The sequence below is a fragment of the Rubrivivax gelatinosus IL144 genome, from assembly GCF_000284255.1.
Taxonomy (GTDB): Bacteria; Pseudomonadota; Gammaproteobacteria; order Burkholderiales; family Burkholderiaceae_C; genus Rubrivivax; species Rubrivivax gelatinosus_A.
The window spans coordinates 1,459,613-1,479,963 of the sequence record NC_017075.1 but is presented as its reverse complement, the minus strand read 5'-3'; the positions used below and the strand labels follow the sequence as shown (position 1 = coordinate 1,479,963).

The 20,351-nt window shown below is 72.1% G+C and carries 21 protein-coding genes; 7 read left to right on the top strand and 14 right to left on the bottom strand.

Annotated features, from left to right (window positions below):
* Nucleotides 1-39 precede the first annotated feature (39 nt).
* From ntrC to RGE_RS07040, 7 genes are all read right to left on the bottom strand, one after another.
* Entirely contained in the window at nt 40-1,515 is a 1,476-nt protein-coding gene (gene ntrC, locus RGE_RS07070) for a nitrogen regulation protein NR(I) (protein WP_014427650.1), read from the bottom strand.
* 99 nt (nt 1,516-1,614) lie between these two features.
* Complete coding sequence (glnL, locus tag RGE_RS07065; RefSeq protein WP_014427649.1) at nt 1,615-2,706, bottom strand: nitrogen regulation protein NR(II); 1,092 nt, start codon at nt 2,704-2,706, stop codon at nt 1,615-1,617.
* The gene (locus RGE_RS07060; RefSeq protein WP_043783885.1) at nt 2,703-3,200 is read right to left on the bottom strand and encodes a hypothetical protein; all 498 of its coding nucleotides are present in this window, start codon (nt 3,198-3,200) and stop codon (nt 2,703-2,705) included. Before RGE_RS07060 ends, glnL begins: the two co-directional genes overlap by 4 nt.
* A 99-nt stretch (nt 3,201-3,299) precedes the next feature.
* Entirely contained in the window at nt 3,300-4,715 is a 1,416-nt protein-coding gene (gene glnA / locus RGE_RS07055) for a type I glutamate--ammonia ligase (protein ID WP_014427647.1), read from the bottom strand.
* A gap of 223 nt (nt 4,716-4,938) precedes the next feature.
* Nucleotides 4,939-5,733: a competence/damage-inducible protein A gene (locus tag RGE_RS07050; RefSeq protein ID WP_014427646.1), complete on the bottom strand. Its 795-nt coding sequence runs from the start codon at nt 5,731-5,733 to the stop codon at nt 4,939-4,941.
* The gene (locus tag RGE_RS07045; RefSeq protein WP_014427645.1) at nt 5,730-6,593 is read right to left on the bottom strand and encodes an EI24 domain-containing protein; all 864 of its coding nucleotides are present in this window, start codon (nt 6,591-6,593) and stop codon (nt 5,730-5,732) included. Before RGE_RS07045 ends, RGE_RS07050 begins: the two co-directional genes overlap by 4 nt.
* Nucleotides 6,594-6,635: 42 nt before the next feature.
* The gene (locus tag RGE_RS07040; protein ID WP_043783883.1) at nt 6,636-7,451 is read right to left on the bottom strand and encodes a TIGR00266 family protein; all 816 of its coding nucleotides are present in this window, start codon (nt 7,449-7,451) and stop codon (nt 6,636-6,638) included.
* Nucleotides 7,452-7,580: 129 nt separating this feature from the next.
* Here RGE_RS07040 and crcB point away from each other — a divergent pair, with 129 nt between their 5' ends.
* Nucleotides 7,581-7,964: a fluoride efflux transporter CrcB gene (gene crcB / locus RGE_RS07035; protein WP_014427643.1), complete on the top strand. Its 384-nt coding sequence runs from the start codon at nt 7,581-7,583 to the stop codon at nt 7,962-7,964.
* Nucleotides 7,965-7,977: 13 nt separating this feature from the next.
* Here crcB and gshA read toward each other — a convergent pair whose 3' ends face one another.
* Complete coding sequence (gshA, locus tag RGE_RS07030; protein WP_014427642.1) at nt 7,978-9,489, bottom strand: glutamate--cysteine ligase; 1,512 nt, start codon at nt 9,487-9,489, stop codon at nt 7,978-7,980.
* Between the two features lie 94 nt (nt 9,490-9,583).
* Nucleotides 9,584-10,036, bottom strand: coding sequence for a type II 3-dehydroquinate dehydratase (aroQ, locus tag RGE_RS07025; RefSeq protein WP_014427641.1), 453 nt, complete (start codon nt 10,034-10,036; stop codon nt 9,584-9,586).
* 51 nt (nt 10,037-10,087) lie between these two features.
* On the opposite strand from aroQ, the gene RGE_RS07020 reads away from it, so the two are divergent.
* Nucleotides 10,088-10,609, top strand: a complete 522-nt coding sequence (locus tag RGE_RS07020; protein WP_014427640.1) for a 3'-5' exonuclease — start codon at nt 10,088-10,090, stop codon at nt 10,607-10,609.
* 73 nt (nt 10,610-10,682) lie between these two features.
* Nucleotides 10,683-11,918: an MFS transporter gene (locus RGE_RS07015; RefSeq protein WP_014427639.1), complete on the top strand. Its 1,236-nt coding sequence runs from the start codon at nt 10,683-10,685 to the stop codon at nt 11,916-11,918.
* A gap of 4 nt (nt 11,919-11,922) precedes the next feature.
* Here RGE_RS07015 and RGE_RS07010 read toward each other — a convergent pair whose 3' ends face one another.
* Together RGE_RS07010 and rsgA are read right to left on the bottom strand one after the other, a co-directional pair.
* A complete protein-coding gene (locus tag RGE_RS07010) occupies nt 11,923-13,161 on the bottom strand; it encodes a PGAP1-like alpha/beta domain-containing protein (RefSeq protein WP_014427638.1) in 1,239 nt (412 codons plus the stop codon).
* A 66-nt stretch (nt 13,162-13,227) separates the two neighbouring features.
* A complete protein-coding gene (rsgA, locus tag RGE_RS07005; RefSeq protein WP_014427637.1) occupies nt 13,228-14,307 on the bottom strand; it encodes a ribosome small subunit-dependent GTPase A in 1,080 nt (359 codons plus the stop codon).
* A 342-nt stretch (nt 14,308-14,649) separates the two neighbouring features.
* Here rsgA and RGE_RS07000 point away from each other — a divergent pair, with 342 nt between their 5' ends.
* Together RGE_RS07000 and RGE_RS06995 are read left to right on the top strand one after the other, a co-directional pair.
* Entirely contained in the window at nt 14,650-15,282 is a 633-nt protein-coding gene (locus RGE_RS07000; RefSeq protein WP_014427636.1) for an RluA family pseudouridine synthase, read from the top strand.
* A gap of 11 nt (nt 15,283-15,293) precedes the next feature.
* Nucleotides 15,294-15,878 carry a flavin reductase family protein gene (locus RGE_RS06995; protein WP_014427635.1) on the top strand — a complete coding sequence of 195 codons (585 nt, stop codon included), beginning with the start codon at nt 15,294-15,296 and terminating at the stop codon, nt 15,876-15,878.
* On the opposite strand, the gene RGE_RS06990 is transcribed toward RGE_RS06995, so the two are convergent.
* Entirely contained in the window at nt 15,826-16,554 is a 729-nt protein-coding gene (locus tag RGE_RS06990; protein WP_014427634.1) for a hypothetical protein, read from the bottom strand. The two genes, RGE_RS06995 and RGE_RS06990, sit on opposite strands and share 53 nt — an antisense overlap.
* Nucleotides 16,555-16,567: 13 nt before the next feature.
* On the opposite strand from RGE_RS06990, the gene RGE_RS06985 reads away from it, so the two are divergent.
* The gene (locus RGE_RS06985) at nt 16,568-17,317 is read left to right on the top strand and encodes an SDR family NAD(P)-dependent oxidoreductase (RefSeq protein WP_014427633.1); all 750 of its coding nucleotides are present in this window, start codon (nt 16,568-16,570) and stop codon (nt 17,315-17,317) included.
* Entirely contained in the window at nt 17,314-17,790 is a 477-nt protein-coding gene (locus RGE_RS06980; protein WP_043783879.1) for a cupin domain-containing protein, read from the top strand. Before RGE_RS06985 ends, RGE_RS06980 begins: the two co-directional genes overlap by 4 nt.
* On the opposite strand, the gene RGE_RS06975 is transcribed toward RGE_RS06980, so the two are convergent.
* Nucleotides 17,791-18,855, bottom strand: coding sequence for a 6-phosphofructokinase (locus tag RGE_RS06975; protein WP_014427631.1), 1,065 nt, complete (start codon nt 18,853-18,855; stop codon nt 17,791-17,793).
* 7 nt (nt 18,856-18,862) lie between these two features.
* On the bottom strand, nt 18,863-20,350 hold the full coding sequence (locus RGE_RS06970) for a S10 family peptidase (RefSeq protein WP_014427630.1): 1,488 nt from the start codon (nt 20,348-20,350) through the stop codon (nt 18,863-18,865).
* Nucleotide 20,351 lies beyond the last annotated feature (1 nt).

The window sequence follows — 20,351 nt, the reverse complement described above, 5'->3', positions numbered from 1 at the left end:
GTGAGGCGTGGCAGGCCTTCCGGCCTGCCACGTCCTCATTCAGTCCTCCAGACCCAGCTCCTGGATCTTGCGGGTGATGGTGTTGCGGCCGATGCCCAGCTTCTGCGCCGCCTCGATGCGGCGGCCGCGCGTGATGTCCAGCGCGGTGTGGATCAGCCGACCTTCGAACTGGCGCGTCAGCACGTCCCAGACGTCGGGCTCGCCGGACTCGAGGCGGCGGCGCGCCTCGCGCTCCAGGTCGGCCAGCCAGCCCGGGGTGGCAGCTTCCGGGGCGACGGCGGGCGCCGCAGGCAGCGGCAGCGCCGACGCGGCCGCCGGCGCGGCATCGGACAGCGCGGCCGGCACGTAGGCGCGCAGTTCGGGCGTCGCCAGCAGCTCCGGCGGCAGGTCCTTGGGTTCGACGACCTGGGCCGGCGCCATCACCGTCAGCCAGTGGCAGACGTTCTCGAGCTGGCGCACGTTGCCGGGGAAGTCGAAGCCCTGCAGCCGCGCGACCGCGGCGTCGGTGATGCGTTTGGCCTCGACACCGAGCTCACGCGCGCTCTTCTGCAGGAAGAAGCGCGTGAGCATCGGGATGTCCTCGCGGCGCTCGCGCAGCGCCGGCAGGCGCAGGCGGATGACGTTCAGGCGGTGGTAGAGGTCTTCGCGGAAGACGCCGTCCTTGACTCGCTGCTCGAGGTTCTGGTGCGTCGCGGCGATCACGCGCACGTTGGTCTTCAGCGGCTGGTGGCCGCCGACGCGGTAGAACTGGCCGTCCGACAGCACACGCAGCAGCCGCGTCTGCAGGTCGAACGGCATGTCGCCGATCTCGTCGAGGAACAGCGTGCCGCCGTCGGCCTGCTCGAAGCGGCCGCGGCGCATGGTCTGCGCGCCGGTGAAGGCGCCGCGCTCGTGGCCGAAGAGCTCGCTTTCCAGCAGGTCCTTGGGGATCGCCGCGGTGTTGATCGCGACGAACGGGCCCTGGCCGCGCGGGCTGTGCTTGTGCAGCGCACGCGCGACGAGCTCCTTGCCCGAGCCGCTCTCGCCGGTGATCAGCACCGTGACGTTGCTCTGGCTGAGCCGGCCGATGGCGCGGAACACGTCCTGCATCGCCGGCGCCTGGCCCAGCATCTCGGGCACGGCCTTGTCGACGGTCTCGCCGACCTCGTCGCGCAGGCTCTCGTCGACGGCGCGGCGGATCAGCTCGACGGCCTTGGTCAGGTCGAAGGGCTTGGGCAGGTACTCGAAGGCGCCGCCCTGGAAGGCCGAGACGGCGCTGTCCAGGTCCGAGTAGGCGGTCATGATGATGACCGGCAGCCCGGGCAGGCGCGCCTTCACCTTGGACAGCAGGTCGATGCCCGAACCGCCGGGCATGCGGATGTCGCTGACCAGCACCTGCGGCTCGTCGTCGTCGAGCGCGGCGAGCACGTCGCGTGCGCCGGAGAAGCTGCGCACCGCGAACTGCTCGCGCACCAGCGCCTTCTCCAGAACGAAGCGGATCGACTGGTCGTCGTCAACGATCCAGATAGGCTTCATAGGCCCCCCCGTAGCGTCTTCGGACCGGCGGAACCGGGTTCGTGGCGGCGGCTTGACAGCTTGGACTGCGTGACGCGGGCAAGGATCATCGAGTCGGACTCAAGGCAGAGGAATCAGCAGCTTGAACACGGTCCGGCCCGGGACGCTGTCGCATTCGATCGTGCCCTGATGCTGCTGCACGAATGTCTGCGCCAACGTCAGCCCGAGGCCGGAACCGTTTTCGCGCCCCGACACCAGGGGGTGGAAGATGCGATCGCGGATGGCTTCGGGCACGCCCGGCCCGTTGTCCTGGATATGCAATTCGAGTGCCAGCCGGAAACGCTTGCGCCCGAAGGTGACCTGGCGCGCGACGCGTGTGCGCAGCACGATCTCGGCGTCGCCGGCGGCGATGCGCTCGGCCAGCGCCTGCGTCGCGTTGTGGGCGATGTTCAGCACCGCCTGGATCAGCTGCTCGCGGTCGCCGCGGAACTCGGGGATCGAGGTGTCGTAATCGCGTTCGACGGTCAGCCCGCGCGGGTACTCGGCCATCACCAGCGAGCGCACGCGTTCGCAGATCTCGTGGATGTTGACGTCGCCGACGACGTGCGGCCGGCGGTGCGGCGCCAGCAGCCGGTCGACGAGCGCCTGCAGCCGGTCGGCCTCGTGGATGATGACCTGCGTGTACTCGGTCAGCTCCTTGGACTGCACGTCCATCGCCAGCAGCTGCGCCGCGCCGCGGATGCCGCCCAGCGGGTTCTTGATCTCGTGCGCCAGGTTGCGCACCAGCTCCTTGTTGGCCTGCGCCAGGCCGTGGGCGCGCTCCTCGCGGTCCAGCCGGGTCTGCTGCTCGACCTCGATCAGCTCGATCAGCACGCGCTCGGCGTGGTCCATCTGGCTGACGATGACGTGCACCGGCAGGTCCGCCGCCGGCCCCAGCGAGGCCGGGCGCTTGAGCACGCCGTCGAAGCGGCCGCAGGAGACCTCGCCGTTAACCACCGAGGCCAGCGTCTCGCGCAGCCGCGCCGAGTCGACGAGCCAGTCGAACACGCTGCCGCGGCGCAGCGTGCGCCGCGACTGGCCGATCAGGTTCTCCAGCGTCGAGTTGACGAACAGGCAGCGGCCGTCGGCGGCACCGATGCCGACCATCGTCGCCAGGTAGTCGAAGGCGTCGAAGGCGTCGAAGCCGTCGAGCGCGTCGGGATCGGCGCTCACGGCGAGACCTTGGACAGCTCGCGCCGGATGGCCGCGACGTCCTCTTCCTTGCGCTCGATCTGCGCCTTCAGCGAGGCCGTGCGGTCCAGGTACTTCTGGTAGTTGCGCTCGTCGCCGCGGCGCTCGGGCTGGCCGTCCTTGTATTCCTTGCGCAACTCGGCGAGGCGCTGTTCCTCGCGCTGCAGCTCGTCTTGCAGGATGCGGCGCGCGTCGCTGTCGCGGGCGCGCTGCTCGGCCGGGTCGACTCGGCTGTCGGCCGGACGGGCGCCGGACGCCGGTGCCGCGGGCGTGGGCCGGCGCGTCTGCACGATCGTGATCGGCGAGCCTTCGATCGTGCGGCAGCCGCGGTCCTTGGCCTGCTGCGGCGTCAGCATGTTGGTGTAGCTCTCGGGGTTGCCGGGGCAGCGGTAGACGGGACCGCTGTCGCCTTGCGCGTGCGCGGCCGCCGAGGCCAGCAGCAGCAAGGCGAGGCCGGCGCTTCGCCGACGGGACATGGGGAATACCTCCGTGCGGTGGATTGTGGCGCGCCGAAACGAAGAAGGGACGGCGAACCGTCCCTTCTGCAGTACGTGACGCGCGAGCGCCGCCGGACTTTAGATGCTGTAGTACATGTCGAACTCGACCGGATGGGTCGTCATGCGGAAGCGCGTGACTTCCTGCATCTTCAGGTCGATGTAGGCGTCGAGGTACGCATCGGTGAACACGCCGCCCTTGGTCAGGAAGGCGCGGTCCTTGTCGAGGTACTCGAGGGCCTGGTCGAGGCTGTGGCAGACGGTCGGGATCTTCGCGTCTTCTTCCGGCGGCAGGTGGTACAGATCCTTGGTGGCGGCTTCGCCCGGGTGGATCTTGTTCTCGACGCCGTCCAGGCCGGCCATCAGCAGCGCGGCGAAGCCCAGGTACGGGTTCATCAGCGGATCCGGGAAGCGCGCCTCGATGCGGCGGCCCTTCGGGTTGCTGACGAACGGGATGCGGATCGAGGCCGAGCGGTTGCGGGCCGAGTAGGCCAGCTTGACCGGCGCTTCGAAGCCCGGCACCAGACGCTTGTAGCTGTTGGTGCCCGGGTTCGTGATCGCGTTCAGCGCACGGGCGTGCTTGATGATGCCGCCGATGTAGTACAGCGCGAACTCGGACAGGCCGCCGTAGCCGTCGCCGGCGAACAGGTTCTTGCCGTCCTTCCAGACCGACTGGTGCACGTGCATGCCGGAGCCGTTGTCGCCGACGACGGGCTTGGGCATGAAGGTCGCGGTCTTGCCGTAGGCGTGCGCGACGTTGTGGATCACGTACTTCTGCAGCTGCAGCCAGTCGGCGCGCTCGACGAGCGTGCTGAACTTGGTGCCGATCTCGTTCTGGCCCGGGGCCGCCACTTCGTGGTGGTGGACTTCGACCGGGATGCCCAGCGATTCGAGGATCAGGCACATCTCCGAGCGCATGTCCTGGAAGCTGTCGACCGGGGGCACCGGGAAGTAGCCACCCTTGACCGCCGGACGGTGGCCCATGTTGCCGCCTTCGAGCTCCTTGCTCGTCGACCACGGCGCTTCTTCCGACGTGATCTTCACGTGGCTGCCGTCCATGCCGACGTGCCAGTGGACCTGGTCGAAGATGAAGAACTCGGGTTCCGGGCCGAAGAAGGCGGTGTCGCCCAGGCCACTGCTCTTCAGGTAGGCCTCGGCGCGCTTGGCCAGCGAACGCGGATCGCGGTCGTAGGGCTTGCCGTCACCCGGCTCGAGCACGTCGCAGGTCAGGATCAGCGTCGGCTCTTCGTAGAACGGGTCGATGTTGGCGCTGTTCGGGTCCGGCATCAGCAGCATGTCGGACGCTTCGATGCCCTTCCAGCCGGCGATCGAGGAGCCGTCGAAGGCATGACCGGCGGTGAACTTGTCTTCGTCGAAAGCGGAAACGGGCACCGAGACGTGCTGTTCCTTGCCGCGGGTGTCGGTGAAGCGGAAGTCGACGAACTTGACTTCGTTCTCCTTCACCAGCTTCATCACGTCGGCAACGGTCTTTGCCATTCAGATCTCCTAGCGGGGGCTCGTGGAAAAGGTTGGTCTGATCGGGGCGACCCCTCGGTACTAACCCCGAAAGGCGCGAGCGAATGTAGCAGAAGGTGTGCCAAGGAACGGCACTCCAGCGCAGGCACGATGCAGGACGCGGCGACGCCTCCCACGAAGCCTGGCGCCGGCTATTCCAGTCTGGTGCGAAGTGTCGCACCAATGAGGTGCGCACCGTGGTGCATCAACGCACCAACTCGTCGCCCAGCCGTGCACCGAGTGCCGCGGCCCCGTCGCGCAGCGCCGCGTAGGCGGCGTCGACGAGCTCGCCGCGGCCCTTGACGCCCAGCTCGATGTGGCGTCCGTGCGTCGGGTGGTCGACGCTGGGCAGGCTGAAGACCTTGACCGGCGCGAAGCGGGTCTCGATCTCCTCCATCAGAGGCGTCAGCGTCGACTCCATCGACCCGAAGACGAGCACGGAACGTTCGCGCGGCGCTGCATCCTGGTGCAGATGGCCGTAGCGGCCGTCGAGCACCGACTCGACCATCGGCCAGGCCATCACCGGGAAACCGGGCACGAAGTGCACGTGGCCGACCGAGAAGCCGGGGATCTTGTTGTACGGATTGGGAATGATCGCCGCACCGGCCGGGAACACGCCCATGTGCAGCCGGCGCGCGTTGTCCGGCCGGTCGGGCTCGTAGGGCTCGCCCTGTTCGGCGGCCATCTCGCGGATGCGCGAGAGGATCAGGTCGCGCGCCTCGGGGTGCAGCGCCAGCGGCACGCCCAGCGCGTCGGCCGCGGCCTGGCGCGTGTGGTCGTCGGGTGTAGCGCCGATGCCGCCGAAGGAGAACACCAGGTCGCCGCTGGCGAAAGCCTGGGCCAGCGTCTCGCTGATGCGCGCGCGCTCGTCGCCGACGTAACGCGCCCAGGACAGGGTCAGGCCGCGCGCCGCCAGCATCTCGATCAGCTTGGCCAGGTGCTGGTCGCGGCGTTTGCCGGAGAGGATCTCGTCGCCGATGATGATGGTGCCGATGTTCATGGCGGTGGCAGCGTGTCGAGGGTGACGGGCGGCGGCGCTTCGGCCACCGGCAGGTCGACGGCACTGGCCTCGCGGCGCAGGCGCTCGAGCGCGTCGAGCGCGAAGTGCGCGAACCAGGCCGAGGCAAACGCGAAGACCAGCGTGTACAGCCAGACCGAGGCGACGATCAGCACCGGCGCCAGGATCAGCGTCGCGGCGCTGACGGCCCACAGCAGCGTCGGCGCCGCGCCCAGGTAGCCGCAGATGACGCCGATGGCCAGCAACTGCCAGCGCTGCTCGGCCATGATGCGGCGGCGCTCGTCGGCGTCGGCGTGCGCGGCCAGCACGTCGAAGGTGTAGACGCGGTAGGTCAGCCAGCCCCAGATCAGCGGCGGCAGCACCAGCGCGACCAGCGGCACCAGCCACAACGGCAGGCTGAGCACCAGCACCACGACGGCGGCGATCGTCGCCGACAGCGACCAGGCCAGCCCCTGCCACCAGCGCCCGCCGCGGCGCCGCTCCAGCGTCGGGAAACGCCGCGCGGCGACGAGGTCGACGATGGCAGGCGTCACCAGCAGCGCCACCAGCAGCAGCGTGACGACGATCAGCGCCGGCACCGCCAGCGCGACGACGACCAGCGGCGCGACCAGCGCGTGCAGCCCCTGGCCGCCGATCGCGTCCAGCCAGCGCAGCGCAGCGGACACCAGCGCCCACTGCTCCAGCGTCGCCCGCACCGCGTCGACCGCGCCCTCCCAGAACGCCCAGCCGGCGAAACCGGCCGCGCCGCCGGCGATCAGCAGCGGCAGAAGCGACCAGAGGATGACGCGCGGATGCAGGCAGTAGGCCGCGGCGCGCCAGAAGGCGTCGAGCAGCCGCGTCATCGTGCGGCCCTGGAAAGCGGAGGCGGGCGCGGCGTCACGGGCTTACTCGTCGTCGCCGCCGAACAGGCCGCCGAGCACGCCGCCGGCCGCCGCGAAGGGCAGCACCGAGCCTTCCTCGCGCGAGCCGCCGCGCTGCGGCGCCGCGGCGAAGATGCGCGAAGCCAGGCGCGAGAACGGCAGGCTCTGCAGCCAGACCGTGCCCGGGCCGGTCATCTTGGCCAGGAACAGGCCCTCGCCGCCGAACAGCGCGGTCTTGATCTTGCCGACGTACTGGATCTCGAAGTCCACGCCCGGCGTGTAGGCGACGACGCAGCCGGTGTCGACGAGCAGCGTCTGGCCGGCCTGCAGTTCGCGGCGCACGACGGTGCCGCCGGCGTGCACGAAAGCCAGGCCGTCGCCGTCCAGGCGCTGCATGATGAAACCTTCGCCGCCGAAGAAGCCGGTCGACAGCTTCTGCTGCAGCGCGATGCCCAGCGAGACGCCGCGCGCGGCGCAGAGGAAGGCGTCCTTCTGGCAGATCAGCGTGCCGCCCATCTTCGACAGGTCCATCGGCAGGATCTTGCCCGGGTAGGGCGCGGCGAAGGCGACACGCAGCTTGCCCGCGCCCTGGTTGGTGTAGACGGTGGTGAACAGCGACTCGCCGGTGACCAGACGCTTGCCGGCCGACAGCAGCTTGCCGAACAGGCCGCCGCCGGCGTTCTGGCGGCCGTCGCCGAACACGGTGTCCATCGTGATGCCGGCGTCCATGAACATCATGCTGCCGGCTTCGCCGACCGCAGCCTCGCCCGGATCGAGTTCGATCTCGACGAACTGCATCTCCGAGCCCTTGATCTCGAAGTCGACGACGTCCATTGCCATGGTGGTTTCCTCGCGGTAAGCGGTGAGAGTGGATTCGGCGGCGATGGTACCGAAGCGCCCGCGTCGCCGCCTTGACGCCGGCGCGCGTCGATAATCCGCCGCCATGCCAGCCCGCGCCCTGCCCCGCCGATGATCGGCTCGATGCTCTCGATCGCGCTCGGCGCCGCGCTCGGCGCGCTGCTGCGCTGGTGGTTGGGGCTGGCGCTCAACGGCCTGTTCCCGACGCTGCCGCCGGGCACGCTGGCGGCCAACCTGCTCGGCGGCTACCTGATCGGCGTCGCGCTGGCGCTGTTCGCGCACCATGTGACGCTGCCGCCGGAATGGCGGCTGTTCGCCATCACCGGCTTCCTCGGCGGCCTGACGACCTTCTCGACCTTCTCGGCCGAGGTCGTCACGCTGCTGCAGCAGGGGCGGCTGGCCTGGGCGGCGACGACGGTGGCGGTGCACGTCGTCGGCTCGGTGCTGATGACGCTGGGCGGCATCGCCACCTACGAGGCGCTGCGCCGCGCCTGAAGGCGCGCCGGCCTCAGCCGGCGACCGTCAGCCGCGCGGGCGACAGGTAGTCGACGCGGTAGTCCTCGAAGGACTGGGTGTCGGCGGCCTCGATGCGGCGCTGGGCCTGCAGCGAGGCCAGCGCCTCGGCGCGGAACTCGGCCTCGACCTCGGCCGGGAACGGCAGCGCCCGCAGCGCACCCTTGGTCTGCTCCGACTGCGCGAGCACGAAGTCGCAGAACGAACCGCCGAAGTCCGAACGTGCCGCGGCCAGCACCCGCGCCGACGGCGTCGTCTGCAGCCAGCGCAGGCGTTCGTCGGCCTGGGCGACGGCCCGCGCGTAGGCGTCGCCGCCGAGCACCGCGTCGACCTGCTGCGCCAGCGGCAGACAGCCGGCGACGATCTCCGCCGCCCAGTCGGCCAGCGCCACCGAGCGGCCGCCGCGCTCCAGCCGCAGCCCGGGCTGGCGGCCGGCGGTGGCGACCAGGTTCTGGTTGCGCTTGAGCTGAGCGATCTCGTCGGGCGTGTCCTCGGGGCTGGGGCTGCTCAGGCAGTGCAGCAGGAAGACGTCGAGAAAACGCATCGTCGACTCGGCGATGCCCAGCGGCTCGAACGGATCGAGGTCCATGCAGCGCACCTCGACGTACTCGACGCCGCGCGCGCGCAGCGCGTGCAGCGGGCGCTCGCCGGGACCGATCGTGCGCTTGGGGCGGATCGTGCCGTAGAACTCGTTCTCGATCTGCAGCAGCGTCGTCGCGAGCTGGTTGTACTCGCCGCCGGGGTTGCGCACGCCGATCGCCTCGTAGGCCGGGTACGGCCGCGTCAGCGCGTCGTGCAGCGACGCGGCGTAGCTCTCGAGGTTGTTGTAGCTGGCCGAGATCGAGGACTGCGCGTCGCTCTGGTAGCCCAGGCGCCCCATGCGCAGCGAGGTCGCGTAAGGCAGGTGCAGCGAGCCCGGGCCCAGCGGCTCCAGGCCGTGATCGCGGCCTTCGACGAAACACGCACCGAGCGCCGGCGAGGCGCCGAACAGCAGCAGCAGCAGGAAGGAGTGGCGGCGGAAGTTGCGGATCAGCGCGAAGTACTCGTCGTCGCCCAGCCCGGGCAGCGACCAGTTGTAGTGGATGCCCGAGATCGTCTGCATGCGCCGGCCGTAGCGGTGGCCCAGGCCCATGCGGTAGACGCTCTTGGCGCGGCCGACGTTGGACGAGCCGTAGCGGCCGATCGGGATGTTCTCGTCGGCCGGCAGCCGGCACGGCATGCTGGCCACCCAGAGCACGTCGTCACCGAGTTCGCGGTAGACGAACTGGTGCACGCGGCGCAGTTCTTCCAGGCAGGCCTCGACGCCGGCGTGCACGCCGGTGATCAGCTCCATCTGCGACTCGCTGAAGTCGGTCGTGATGTGCGGATGCGTCAGCGCCGAACCCAGCGCTTCGGGGTGCGGCGTCATCGCCAGCGCGCCGTGACGGTCGGCACGCAGGCTTTCCTTCTCGATGCCGCGGCGCATGCCACGCAGGCGCTCCGGCGACAGGGAAATCGGTCGGGACATCGGCGGTCCAGTCGTCTTGTGGAAACGGATTGTCGGCCAAGGGCATCATCCCTGCTGGCCGGGGACTCCCGCCGCGGCGGCGGGAAGCGGCGCGTCAGGCGCGCCGCTGGCGCACCAGGCCTTCGATCGCCAGCCGGTAGCCGTCGACGCCGAAGCCGACGACGATGCCGGCGGCCGCAGGCGACACGTAGCTGTGGTGGCGGAAGGGCTCGCGGGCGTGCACGTTCGAGACGTGCACCTCGATCACCGGCACCTCGGCGCCCTTGATCGCGTCGAACAGCGCCACCGAGGTGTGGGTGTAGGCGCCCGGATTCAAGACCACGCCCAGCAGCTCGCCGGTTTTCACGGCGCGGCCGGCCTCGTGCAGCGCGTCGAGCAGCACGCCCTCGTGGTTGCTCTGACGGCACTCGACCTCGACCCCCAGGCGCGCGCCAGTGTCGCGGCACAGCGCCTCGACGTCGGCCAGCGTGGCGCGGCCGTAGACCTCGGGCTCGCGCTGGCCGAGCAGGTTGAGGTTCGGGCCGTTGAGGACGAGGATCTTGGGCATCAGCCCCCGATCGTAACCGCACGCCGGCCCGATCCTTGCCTGTCCCCGCGCATGACGCCCGCACCTGCCCCACCGCCGCCCGAGCTGCCCTGCGTGCTCGACGTCGAGGCCTCGGGCTTCGGCCGGGCGAGTTATCCGATCGAGGTCGGCTACGTGCTGCCCGACGGCCGCGCCCACTGCACGCTGATCCGCCCGGCCGCCGGCTGGACCCACTGGGACGAGCAGGCCGCCGGCGTGCACGGCATCGACCGCCAGACGCTGGAGCGCTGCGGCCGCCCGGCGGCGGAGGTCGCGGCGATGCTCAACGTCGACCTCGCCGGCCGCACCGTCTACTGCGACGGCTGGGCGCACGACTACGCCTGGCTCGGCGCGCTGTACGAGGAGGCCGGCCTGCACCCGTCGTTCCGGCTGGAGACGGTGGCACGGCTGCTCGACGAAGACGCGCTGGCGCGGCTGGGCGACGCGCGCCGCGGCGTCATCGGCGAGCTGGGCCTGTCGCGCCACCGCGCGAGCAGCGACGCCCGCGCGCTGCAGATCGCGCTCGGCCGACTGGGCGCCGCGCGCCAGGACTGAACGAGCCCGACACGCCGGCTCGGCCGTGGCCCCGGTGCTATGGTCGGGTTTTCACCGATTTCTCCGCTTTCCGTTGGCCCCCGCTTCCGACTCCCTGTTCGCCCACCGCGGCTTCGTCTTCTTCTGGTTCGCCCGCCTGGCCGGCACCGCCGCCGGCCAGATGGCCATGGTCGCGGTCGGCTGGCAGATGTACGACCTGACCGGTTCGGCCTGGGACCTGGGACTCGTCGGCCTCTTGCAGTTCGCGCCGGCGATGCTGCTGGCGCTGCCCGCCGGCCAGCTGATCGACCGCGTGCACCGCGGCCGCATCCTCGCGGCCAGCCTGGGCGCGACGGCCGCGGTGTCGGCGCTGCTGTGGATCGCCAGTGCCGGCGGCTGGGCCAACCGCGAGCTGCTGCTCGGCGTGTCGGTCGCGCTGGGCGTGGTGCGCGCCTTCCAGATGCCGGCGCAGCAGGCACTGGTGCCCTCGCTGGTGCCGGCCACGCTGCTGCCGCGCGCGCTGGCCTTCTCGTCGGCGGCGATGCAGGCGGCGGTCATCGCCGGGCCGGCGATCGGCGGCGTGGTCTACGTCGCCGGGGCGGCCGCGGTCTACGCCGCCTGCACGGCGCTGTTCGGCCTGGGCACCGGGCTGGCGATGGCGGTGCGCTACGAACACGCGCCGCCGCCGGCCGCGCCGGTGACGAGCGAGACGCTGCTGGCCGGCGTGCGCTTCGTCTGGCAGAAGAAGCCGGTGCTGGGCGCGATGTCGCTGGACCTGTTCGCGGTGCTGCTGGGCGGCGCGACGGCGCTGCTGCCGATGTTCGCCAAGGACATCCTGCACGTCGGGCCCTGGGGCCTGGGGCTGCTGCGCAGCGCGCCGGCGGTCGGCGCGCTGGGCATGTCGGCGGTGCTGACACGCTGGCCGGTGCGCCGGCGCACCGGGCGCGTGCTGCTCGGCGCGGTGGCGGTCTACGGCGTCGCCCAGCTCGTCTTCGGGCTGTCGACCTCGTTCTGGCTGTCGCTCTCGGTTCTGGGCATCAGCGGCGCGGCCGACATGATCAGCGTCGTCATCCGCCAGACCCTGGTGCAGCTGGAGACGCCCGACGAGATGCGCGGCCGCGTCAGCGCGGTCAACTCGATCTTCATCGGCGCGTCCAACCAGCTCGGCGAGTTCGAGTCGGGCGCGACCGCGGCGCTGCTCGGGCCGGTGGGCTCGGTGGTGTTCGGCGGCCTGGGCACGCTGGCCGTCGCGGCGGCCTGGTTCAAGCTGTTCCCGGCGCTGGCGCAGCGCGACGAACTAGTCGCCACGGCGCCGGCCAAGGCCGGCTGAGCGCTCAGGCCAGCCAGCCGCACAAGGCTTCGGCGACCTCGGCGCGGCTCAGCAGGTCCCAGTGGCCGGCCTGGGTGACCAGGCGCTTGCGGCTCGCCGGCACCGCCAGCGCCAGCGCCGGGTCGCGGTGCTCGCCCCAGGCGCTGGCCACCGTCACCAGCCCGTCGCCCAGCACCGCATGGCGCAGGCCGCGAGGCTCGGCGACGGTGGTCGCGGCGACGAGGTAGACCGGCACCCCGTCAGGCAGCGGCGTCGGCACGCGGTGGTCGCGCGCCGGGCCGCCGGCGCCGTGGCCGCACCAGTCCTCGTCGCGCACATGGCCCCAGCGCAGGTCGTTGATGCCGGCGCTGCGCACGCCCAACAGGCGCGCGAACGGCGCCAGGTAGGGGCTGGCGCCGAGCGCCGCGTCGACCAGCTGCCCGGCGCGCTCGAGCAGCGCACCTTGGTGCGGGGTGCCCAGGCAGACCAGCGCCTGCAGCCGCTCGCGCCAGGCCTGGTGGTGGCGCTCGGCGTGGGCGATGGCGCTGCGCGCGACCAGCCCGCCCATGCTGTGTCCGACGAGGGACAGCCGCAGCCCCGGCCGCGGCCAGTCGCGCGCCAGGCGCTCCAGCAGGTCGGCCAGGTGGGCGCCGTTGTGCGAGACGTGCAGCCCGCTGTTGTAGTGCACGGCGAGCACCGGGCAGTCCAGCGCCTGCGCCAGCAGCTGCCCGTGGTGGTAGCCCTGGCGCTGCCACTGCAGATCGTTCATGCACAGCCCGTGCACCAGCACGACGGCGCGCGTGCCGGCGTCCGGGAAGGCGGCGGCCAGCGCCTCGCGCCCCAGGCCGAGGCGGCGGCCGGCGAACCGCAGGCTCATCGTGATCGCCAGCGGGTTGCCCGACGCGGCCAGGTGGTCGCCCCACAGGCCGTTCACGGCCGCCAGCACGGCCTCGCGCGAGGCGGCACTGGCCGCGGGCGGCTCGGTCTCCAGCCGCTTGAGCAGGCCGTCGACGCCACGTCCGGCGAGGCGGATGCCGCCACGCACGCGTCCGTAGACGAAGCCGGTGAGCCCGCGCGTGCCGCCTTCGTGCGGCACGCCCAGCGGCGCGCGCCCGGCCAGGATCGTGCCGTGCAACTGCTCGGCGATGCCGGCGATGCCGACGCCGGCATCGATGCCCAGCTGGACCAGCCCGCGCAGATCGGCCAGCGTGAAGGCCGGCCGGGCCGGCGCGGGCAGGACCGCGAGCGCGGTGACATCGGACATGGGCCGGGCTCCCGGGCGGTGGCGACGGCCCACTGTGCGCCCGGCACTGGCCTGAGCGCAAGCCGATCAGCCGCGCTTGGCACGGATGTTCGCCCGGCCGATGCGGCTGCGCGCCTTCCACTGCGCAACCTGCTCGCGGCGCTGCAGCGCGCTCATCGAGTCGCGCTGGGCCTCGCGCACCAGCTTGCCGAAGCTCTTCAGCCGTTCGGGCGCGACCGTGCCGCGCACCGCGCAGCCCGGTTCGCCCTCGTGGCGGCAGTCGCGGAAGCGGCACTGGGCGGCCAGCGCCGCGATGTCGTCGAAGGCGCCGGCGACGTCGCCCGCGTCGCCGTCCAGGCGCAGCGAACGCAGCCCCGGCGTGTCGACGATGCAGGCGCCGCCGGGCAGCGGGTGCAGCGTGCGCACCGTCGTCGTGTGGCGGCCACGGCCGTCGCCGCGGCGGGTGCCGCCGGTGGCCGCCACGGCCTCGCCGCACAAGGCGTTGGCCAGCGTGCTCTTGCCGGCGCCGCTGGAGCCCAGCAGCACCAGCGTCTGCCCCGGCGCGAGCCAGGGCGCGAGCTGTGACGGCACGTCGTCGTGCAGCGAGTCCAGCGCCAGCACCCCGACGCCGGCCGGCGCCAGCGTCTGCGCGTCGCGCAGCCGCCGGCCCAGGTCGACGCAGAGGTCGGCCTTGCTGAGCACGACCACGGCGCCGACACCGGCCAGGCGCACCAGCGCCAGGTAACGCTCCAGCCGGCGCAGGTTGAAGTCGTGGTCCAGTCCCATGACCAGCAGCGCGGTGTCGACGTTGCTCGCGAGCACGACCCGCTCGACCTTCTCGCGGCCGTCGTGCAGCCGGCGCGCGAGCTGCGTGCGCGGCGGCACGCGTGCGTCGACCCACCACTCGCCGAAGGTGTTGCGCTCGGCGCGCACCCAGTCGCCGACGGCCAGCGCGTCGGCCTCCGAGGCCAGCGCCTGGATCAGCGCCGGGCGGGTGCGTGCCGGCGAGGTGGACTCGCCGTCGTGCAGCACGAGGCCGTCGCGGTGCACCTCGGCGACGCGCATCAGCGCGGCTTCGCCTTCGGGTGGCGGAAACGGCAGGGAAGAAAGCAGTTGCGGCGTCAGGCCGATGGCCTGCAGCCTCTCGTACGGGGAAACAAAAGACATGATGAACTGAAGTCCCGTGGCGCGGCCGAGGGCCGCGCGTGATCGGTCCGCCAGCGCATGAGGCCGGGCGGGGCTCGATGGGGAAGGGCCTGTCGGCGCGCCGGGGGCCGGCGGGCGGAGGACTTCAGCAGCCCGGCGTGGCCGGGCGGGAGATCCAGGGAACGCGCGTCAGCGCGCGGCGCGGCGGAGGCCGTGAACGGCAAGGTCCCGATGTTCCATGGCGGCCTCCTGTGTGGCGAGTGGATAGCAGCCGCGCACTGTGCGCCGAGCGCTCTGGATGCGTCAACCCAGGCGCACCCGGCTGCGGCGTGCACGCCACGGCGCTCGTTATGCTCGCGGCCGATGCCGACGCCCGATTGCCTGTACGCCGACGAGTCCTGCCTGGTGCTGGCCAAGCCCGCCGGGCTGCTGGCCGTGCCCGGCCGCGGCCCCGACAAGCAGGACTGCCTGGTCGCACGCGCCCAGGCGCGCTGGCCCGACGCGCTGACCGTGCACCGGCTGGACATGGCGACCTCGGGGCTGATGGTCTACGGCCGCGGCGCGGCGGCGCAGCGCACGCTGTCGATCGCGTTTGCCGAGCGCCGCGTCGACAAACGCTACGTCGCCATCGTCGCCGGGCTGATCGCCGCCGACGCCGGCGAAGTCGACGCGCCGCTGGTCTGCGACTGGCCGAACCGGCCGCGGCAAATGGTCTGCCACGAGCGCGGCAAGCCCTCGCTGACCCGCTGGCGCGTGCTCTCGCGCGACGTGGCCGCCGGCCGCACGCGAGTCGAGGTGGAACCGGTCACCGGGCGCTCGCACCAGCTGCGCCTGCACCTGGCGACGATCGGTCACCCGATGCTCGGCGACGATCTCTACGCGCCGCCCGAACTCGCCGCCGCGGCGCCGCGGCTGCTGCTGCACGCCGCGCGCCTGGCCTTCCCGCATCCCGTCACCGGCGAGCGCCTCGAGTTCGAGCGTGCGCCCGACTTCTGAAGCCCGAGACGATGAAACAGGACGTCGACCTCCAACACGCCTACCGCTTGCTGAACCACGGCCCGACGGTGCTGGTCAGCGCTGCCCACGGCGGCCGCCGCAACGTGATGGCCGCGGCCTGGGCGATGCCGCTGGACTTCGACCCGCCCAAGGTCGCCGTCGTGCTCGACAAGAGCACGTTCACGCGCACGCTGCTGGAGGCCGCCGGCGAGTTCGCGCTCAACATCCCCTGCGTCGCGCTGGCCGACGCCACGGTGACGGTGGGCAACACCAGCGGCCACGACGGCGTCGACAAGTTCGAGCGTTACGGCCTGGGCGTCTTCGCCGGCCGCACGACCGGCGCGCCGCTGGTCGAAGGCTGCGTCGGCTGGCTCGAATGCCGGCTGCTGCGCGAGCCGCACGTCGAGCAGACCTACGACCTGTTCCTCGCCGAGGTCGTCGCGGCGCAGGCCGACGCGCGGGTGTTCCAGGGCGGGCGCTGGAGCTTCGCGCCCGGGCACGAAGCCCTGCGCACGATCCACCACGTCGCCGGTGGCGCGTTCTTCAGCGTGGGGCCGATGCTGCAGGCGAAGCCGCTGCCGAAACCGCTGTCTTGAGCGGCGCTCGCAGCCGGCGCTCGAAGTCGGCCGGCGCGACGACCTGCAGCAGCTCGCGGCCCTCGGCGTCGACGGCGATCGCCAGCCCGCGCGCCGGGTACAGCCAGTGCTCGAGGCGGCCACCGGGGGCGATGATTTCGTCGGGCTCGCCGAAACGCTGGCGCAGCGTCTGCGCATCGAGGTTGGCCGCCGGGATGAAGCTCAGGCCGACGAGCGGCGTGGCGCCCATCGCCTTGCGTTCGGACGCCCGCAGCCGGTAGCGCCACAGCGTGCCGCCGGCCGGCTCACGCTCGGCGGCCGACTGCTGCAGGCGCTGCAGTTCGGCCTCGGGCAAGGCGGTGGTCAGCAGCAGCCGGCCGCCGACGCCGCCGGCTTCGAAACGTTCGACATAACCTTCCAGCGCGCCGGCCTGGCCGGTCTCGGCCATCACCGCGAGCTGCAGGTCTTCGCCCCAGCGGCGCTCGGCGTCGGCGAGCGTGCTGCCGGGCAGCTGCAGGCCGAAGGCGGCGACGCCGTCGCCGCGTGCGGCGATGCTCCAGGGCGTGTCGGCCGAGGACACGGGGGCCGAGGCGGTGCCGCGCAACACCTGCCAGAGCGCGGGCACGAAGGCCAAGACGAGGATCACGAGGCCGGCCAGCAACGCGACGAGGAATGGGCTTTTCAGGACACGATTCATGGGCGGCGCCAGTATGCTCGAAGCGATGAAGACCTCCCTCACCCTCGTCACCGGCGGCTCGCGCGGGCTGGGCCTCGCGCTGGTGCGCCAGCTGCTGGACCGCGGCGACCGCGTGCTGACGCTGGCGCGGCGTGCACCGCCGCTCGAACACCCGGCGCTGATCGCCTGGACCGTCGACCTCGCCGACCCGGCGCCGGCGGCCAGCCGCCTGGCGGCCTGGCTGGGCGCGCAGGACCCGGGCATGCTGGCCTCGGTCACGCTGGTCAACAACGCCGGCGTGATCTCCGAACTCGCGCCGCTGGGCGAGGTCGGTGCGGCCGACCTCTCGCACGCGCTGCGCGTCGGGCTGGAGGCGCCGATGCTGCTGGCCTCGGCCTTCCTGCGCGCCACCGCGTCGTGGCAGGTGCCGCGCAAGCTGCTGTTCGTGTCTTCCGGCCTGGGCCGGCGCGCGATGGCCGGCAGCGCCTCGTACTGCGCCGCCAAGGCCGGCATGGACCACCTGGCGCGGGCGATCGCGCTCGAAGAGGCGGCGCGGCCCAACGGCGCGCGCGTCGTCTCGCTGGCGCCGGGCGTCATCGACACCGACATGCAGGTGCAGCTGCGCAGTGCCGACCCGACACGTTTCACCGACCGCAGCCGCTTCGTCGGCCTGCACGAAGGCGGCATGCTCGACAGCCCGGAGACCGCGGCCGCCAAGCTGCTGCGCTACCTGGACCGCGCCGACTTCGGCCACCAGCCGGTGGCCGACGTGAGGGACGCATGAGCGATTTGCCGGAACGCGCCCAGGCGCTGATCGACCGGCTGAAGCTGAAGCCTCACCCCGAAGGCGGCCACTACGCCGAGCTCTACCGCTCGCAGCAGACTGTGGCCACGGCGCGCGGCGAGCGCCGCGGCCTGACGACGATCGACTTCCTGCTCGTGCGCGGCGAGCGCTCGGCCTGGCACCGGGTGCGCTCCTGCGAGGTCTGGCACCTGCTCGAAGGCGGGCCGCTGGCGCTGTGGCAGCTGTCGCCGGACCTGCAGACGATCGAGCAGGTCGTGCTCGACGCCGACTGCCGGCGCCACGTCGTGCCGGCCGACTGGTGGCAGACCGCCGAGCCGATGGGCGAGTTCGCCTACTGCGGCGCGACGGTCGGGCCGGGCTTCGAGTTCGAGGACTTCGGCTTCGGCCGCGACGACGCCGCGCTGCGTTCGGCGATCGGGCGCCTGGCGCCCGATCTGCACCGGCTGCTGTAGTTACTTCTCGCCCAGCGAGACGCCGATGCCGCGTGCGGCGCGCACCAGCTCGTGGTCGCGCGGCACGAGGCGGTTCTTGCCCGCCACCTCGGAGATCGGCACGCTGACGACGGCGTCGCCCTGCAGCGCGACCATGCGCGCGAACTGGCCGGCCTCGACCAGCTGCGCCGCGTGGTAGCCGAAGCGCGTGGCCAGCACGCGGTCGAAGGGCGTCGGCGAGCCGCCGCGCTGGATGTGGCCCAGCAGCGTGGTGCGCACCTCGCAGTCGACCAGCGGCTCCAGCTGCTGCTGCAGCCAGTTGCCGACGCCGCCCAGGCGCAGCGGGTCGGGGCTGTCGGCGATCGTGCGCTGGATGGTCAGACCGCCCCCCTCGGGCGCGGCGCCTTCGGCGATCGAGATGATCGTCGACAGCCCGTGCGCGGCACGCTCGCGGCAGCGCTCGGCCACGGCCTCGACGCTGAACGGGATCTCGGGGATCAGGATGACCTCGGCGCCGCCGGCCATGCCGCCTTCGAGCGCGATCCAGCCGGCGTAGCGGCCCATGGTCTCGGCGATCATCACCCGGCCGTGGCTGCGGCCGGTGGTCGCCAGCCGGTCCAGCGCCTCGGCGACGACGGCCACCGCGCTGTCGAAGCCGAAGGTGCGTTCGGTGCAGAACAGGTCGTTGTCGATGGTCTTGGGCACGCCGACGACCGGCAGGCCCATCGCCTCGAACTTGTGCGCGATGGCCATCGTGCCGTCGCCGCCGATGGCGACCAGCGCGTCCAGGCCCAGCTCGCGCACGTAGTCCATCGCCGCGGCGGAACTGTCGGCACCGGCAGCGCCGAAGTAGTGGAACGGGTCGCACTTGTTGTGCGTGCCGAGGATCGTGCCGCCTTCGGCCAGGATGCCGGCGACGGCGGCGGTGTCCAGCGGCCGCGACGAACGTGTCAGCAGGCCGAGGAAGCCGCGTTCGATGCCGGTGACCTTGGCACCGCATTCGTTGATCAGCGACAGCGTCACCGCGCGGATGACGGCGTTGAGGCCGGGGCAGTCGCCCCCGCCGGTCAGGATTCCGATGTGCATGGGGCGATCATCCAAGCCAGTGGGCGATGTCGGACTTGAGTTTGGTCAAGTCCTCTTCCCGGGTATACATCATGTGCCCGGCATCGTAGTAGTGATGCTCGATGCGTGCCAGCACCTCCGGCGGCGCGTCGAGCTGGGCCAGCGACCAGTCGCTGGCGCTGTACGGCGTGCCCAGGTCGTAGCGGCCGCTGGCGACGAAGACCTTGAGCTGCGGGTTGCGGCGCAGCGCGCGCGCCAGGTCGCGGCTGGTGCTGGCGTAGGCGTTGCCCTGGGCGTCGCCGCGGTTCCAGTTCCAGGCGCGGTGCGCCTCGTGCGACAGGGTCTCGTAACGCTGCTCGGTGGCCAGTCCGAGTTCGCCGAAGTAGGCCATCGCGGCCATCGTGTACGGCGCGGCGATGGCCTCGATGCCGGGGTCGAACTCCCAGTCGCGGCTGCGGCGCGCGGCCATCGGCACGGTTACGCGCGCGTCGAGACGGCCGACCTGACGCCCCTGCGGCCACATGGCCTCGAAGAAGTAGTCCACATCGGCGATGCGCAGGTTCTTCTGCTCGACCAGCTCGCGCGGCAGGCCGGTGAGTTCGGCGACGCGGCGCGCCACCGCGGCGCGGCGCTTGTCCGACAGCCGCGCGCCGGCCAGCAGCGCGGCGGCGTAGTCCTCGTCGACGAAGGCCTCGGCCGCCGCCTGCGCGGCTTCGCGCGAAGCGGCGAGCGGCCCCTTCAGCAGCCCGTGGTACTGCGAGACGACGGCGAAGGCCGGCAGGTACAGCGCGTAAGGCAGGTCGTTGCCCGGGTCGAAGGACAGGCTCTGCAGGTCCATCGCGCAGGACACCAGCACCAGCCCGGCGAGCGCGACGCCGCCGTCCAGCAGCTTGTCGGCCAGCGCCGCGCCGCGTGTCGTGCCGTAGCTCTCGCCGGCCAGGTAGACCGGCGAGCCCCAGCGGCGGTGCCGCGTCAGCCAGGTGCGCACGACCTCGGCCAGCGCCTTCACGTCGCCGTCGACCGACAGCATCTTCTTGCGCACCTCTTCGCCGGCGGTCGTCGACCAGCCGGTGTGCGGCGGGTCGATGAAGACAAGGTCGAAGTGCTCCAGCCAGCTCAGCGGGTTGTCGGCCACCGCGTACGGCGGCGCCGGCATGCTGCCGTCGGAAGGCACGACCAGGCGCTTTGGGCCCAGCGCGCCCAGGTGCAGCCAGATCGAGGCCGAACCCGGCCCGCCGTTGAAGGCGAAACACACCGGGCGCGTGCCGGCGGCGGCGTCGCGCAGCTGGTAGGCGGTGGTCATCACCGCCGCCTGGGACTCGGCCAGCGCGGCGTCGAAGCCTTCGCCGGACACCGGGATGAACTCGGCGCTGACGCCGTAGTCCAGGCGCCGGGCGGCCAGCGTCAGCGAGCCGGAGGCACGCACCGGCGGGCGCGCGACGAGCTGTTCGACGCGTTCGCGGTGGCGGCGGTCGGGGGTCTTGTCGGGGTCGGGGGTCTTGTCGGGTTCGGCCATC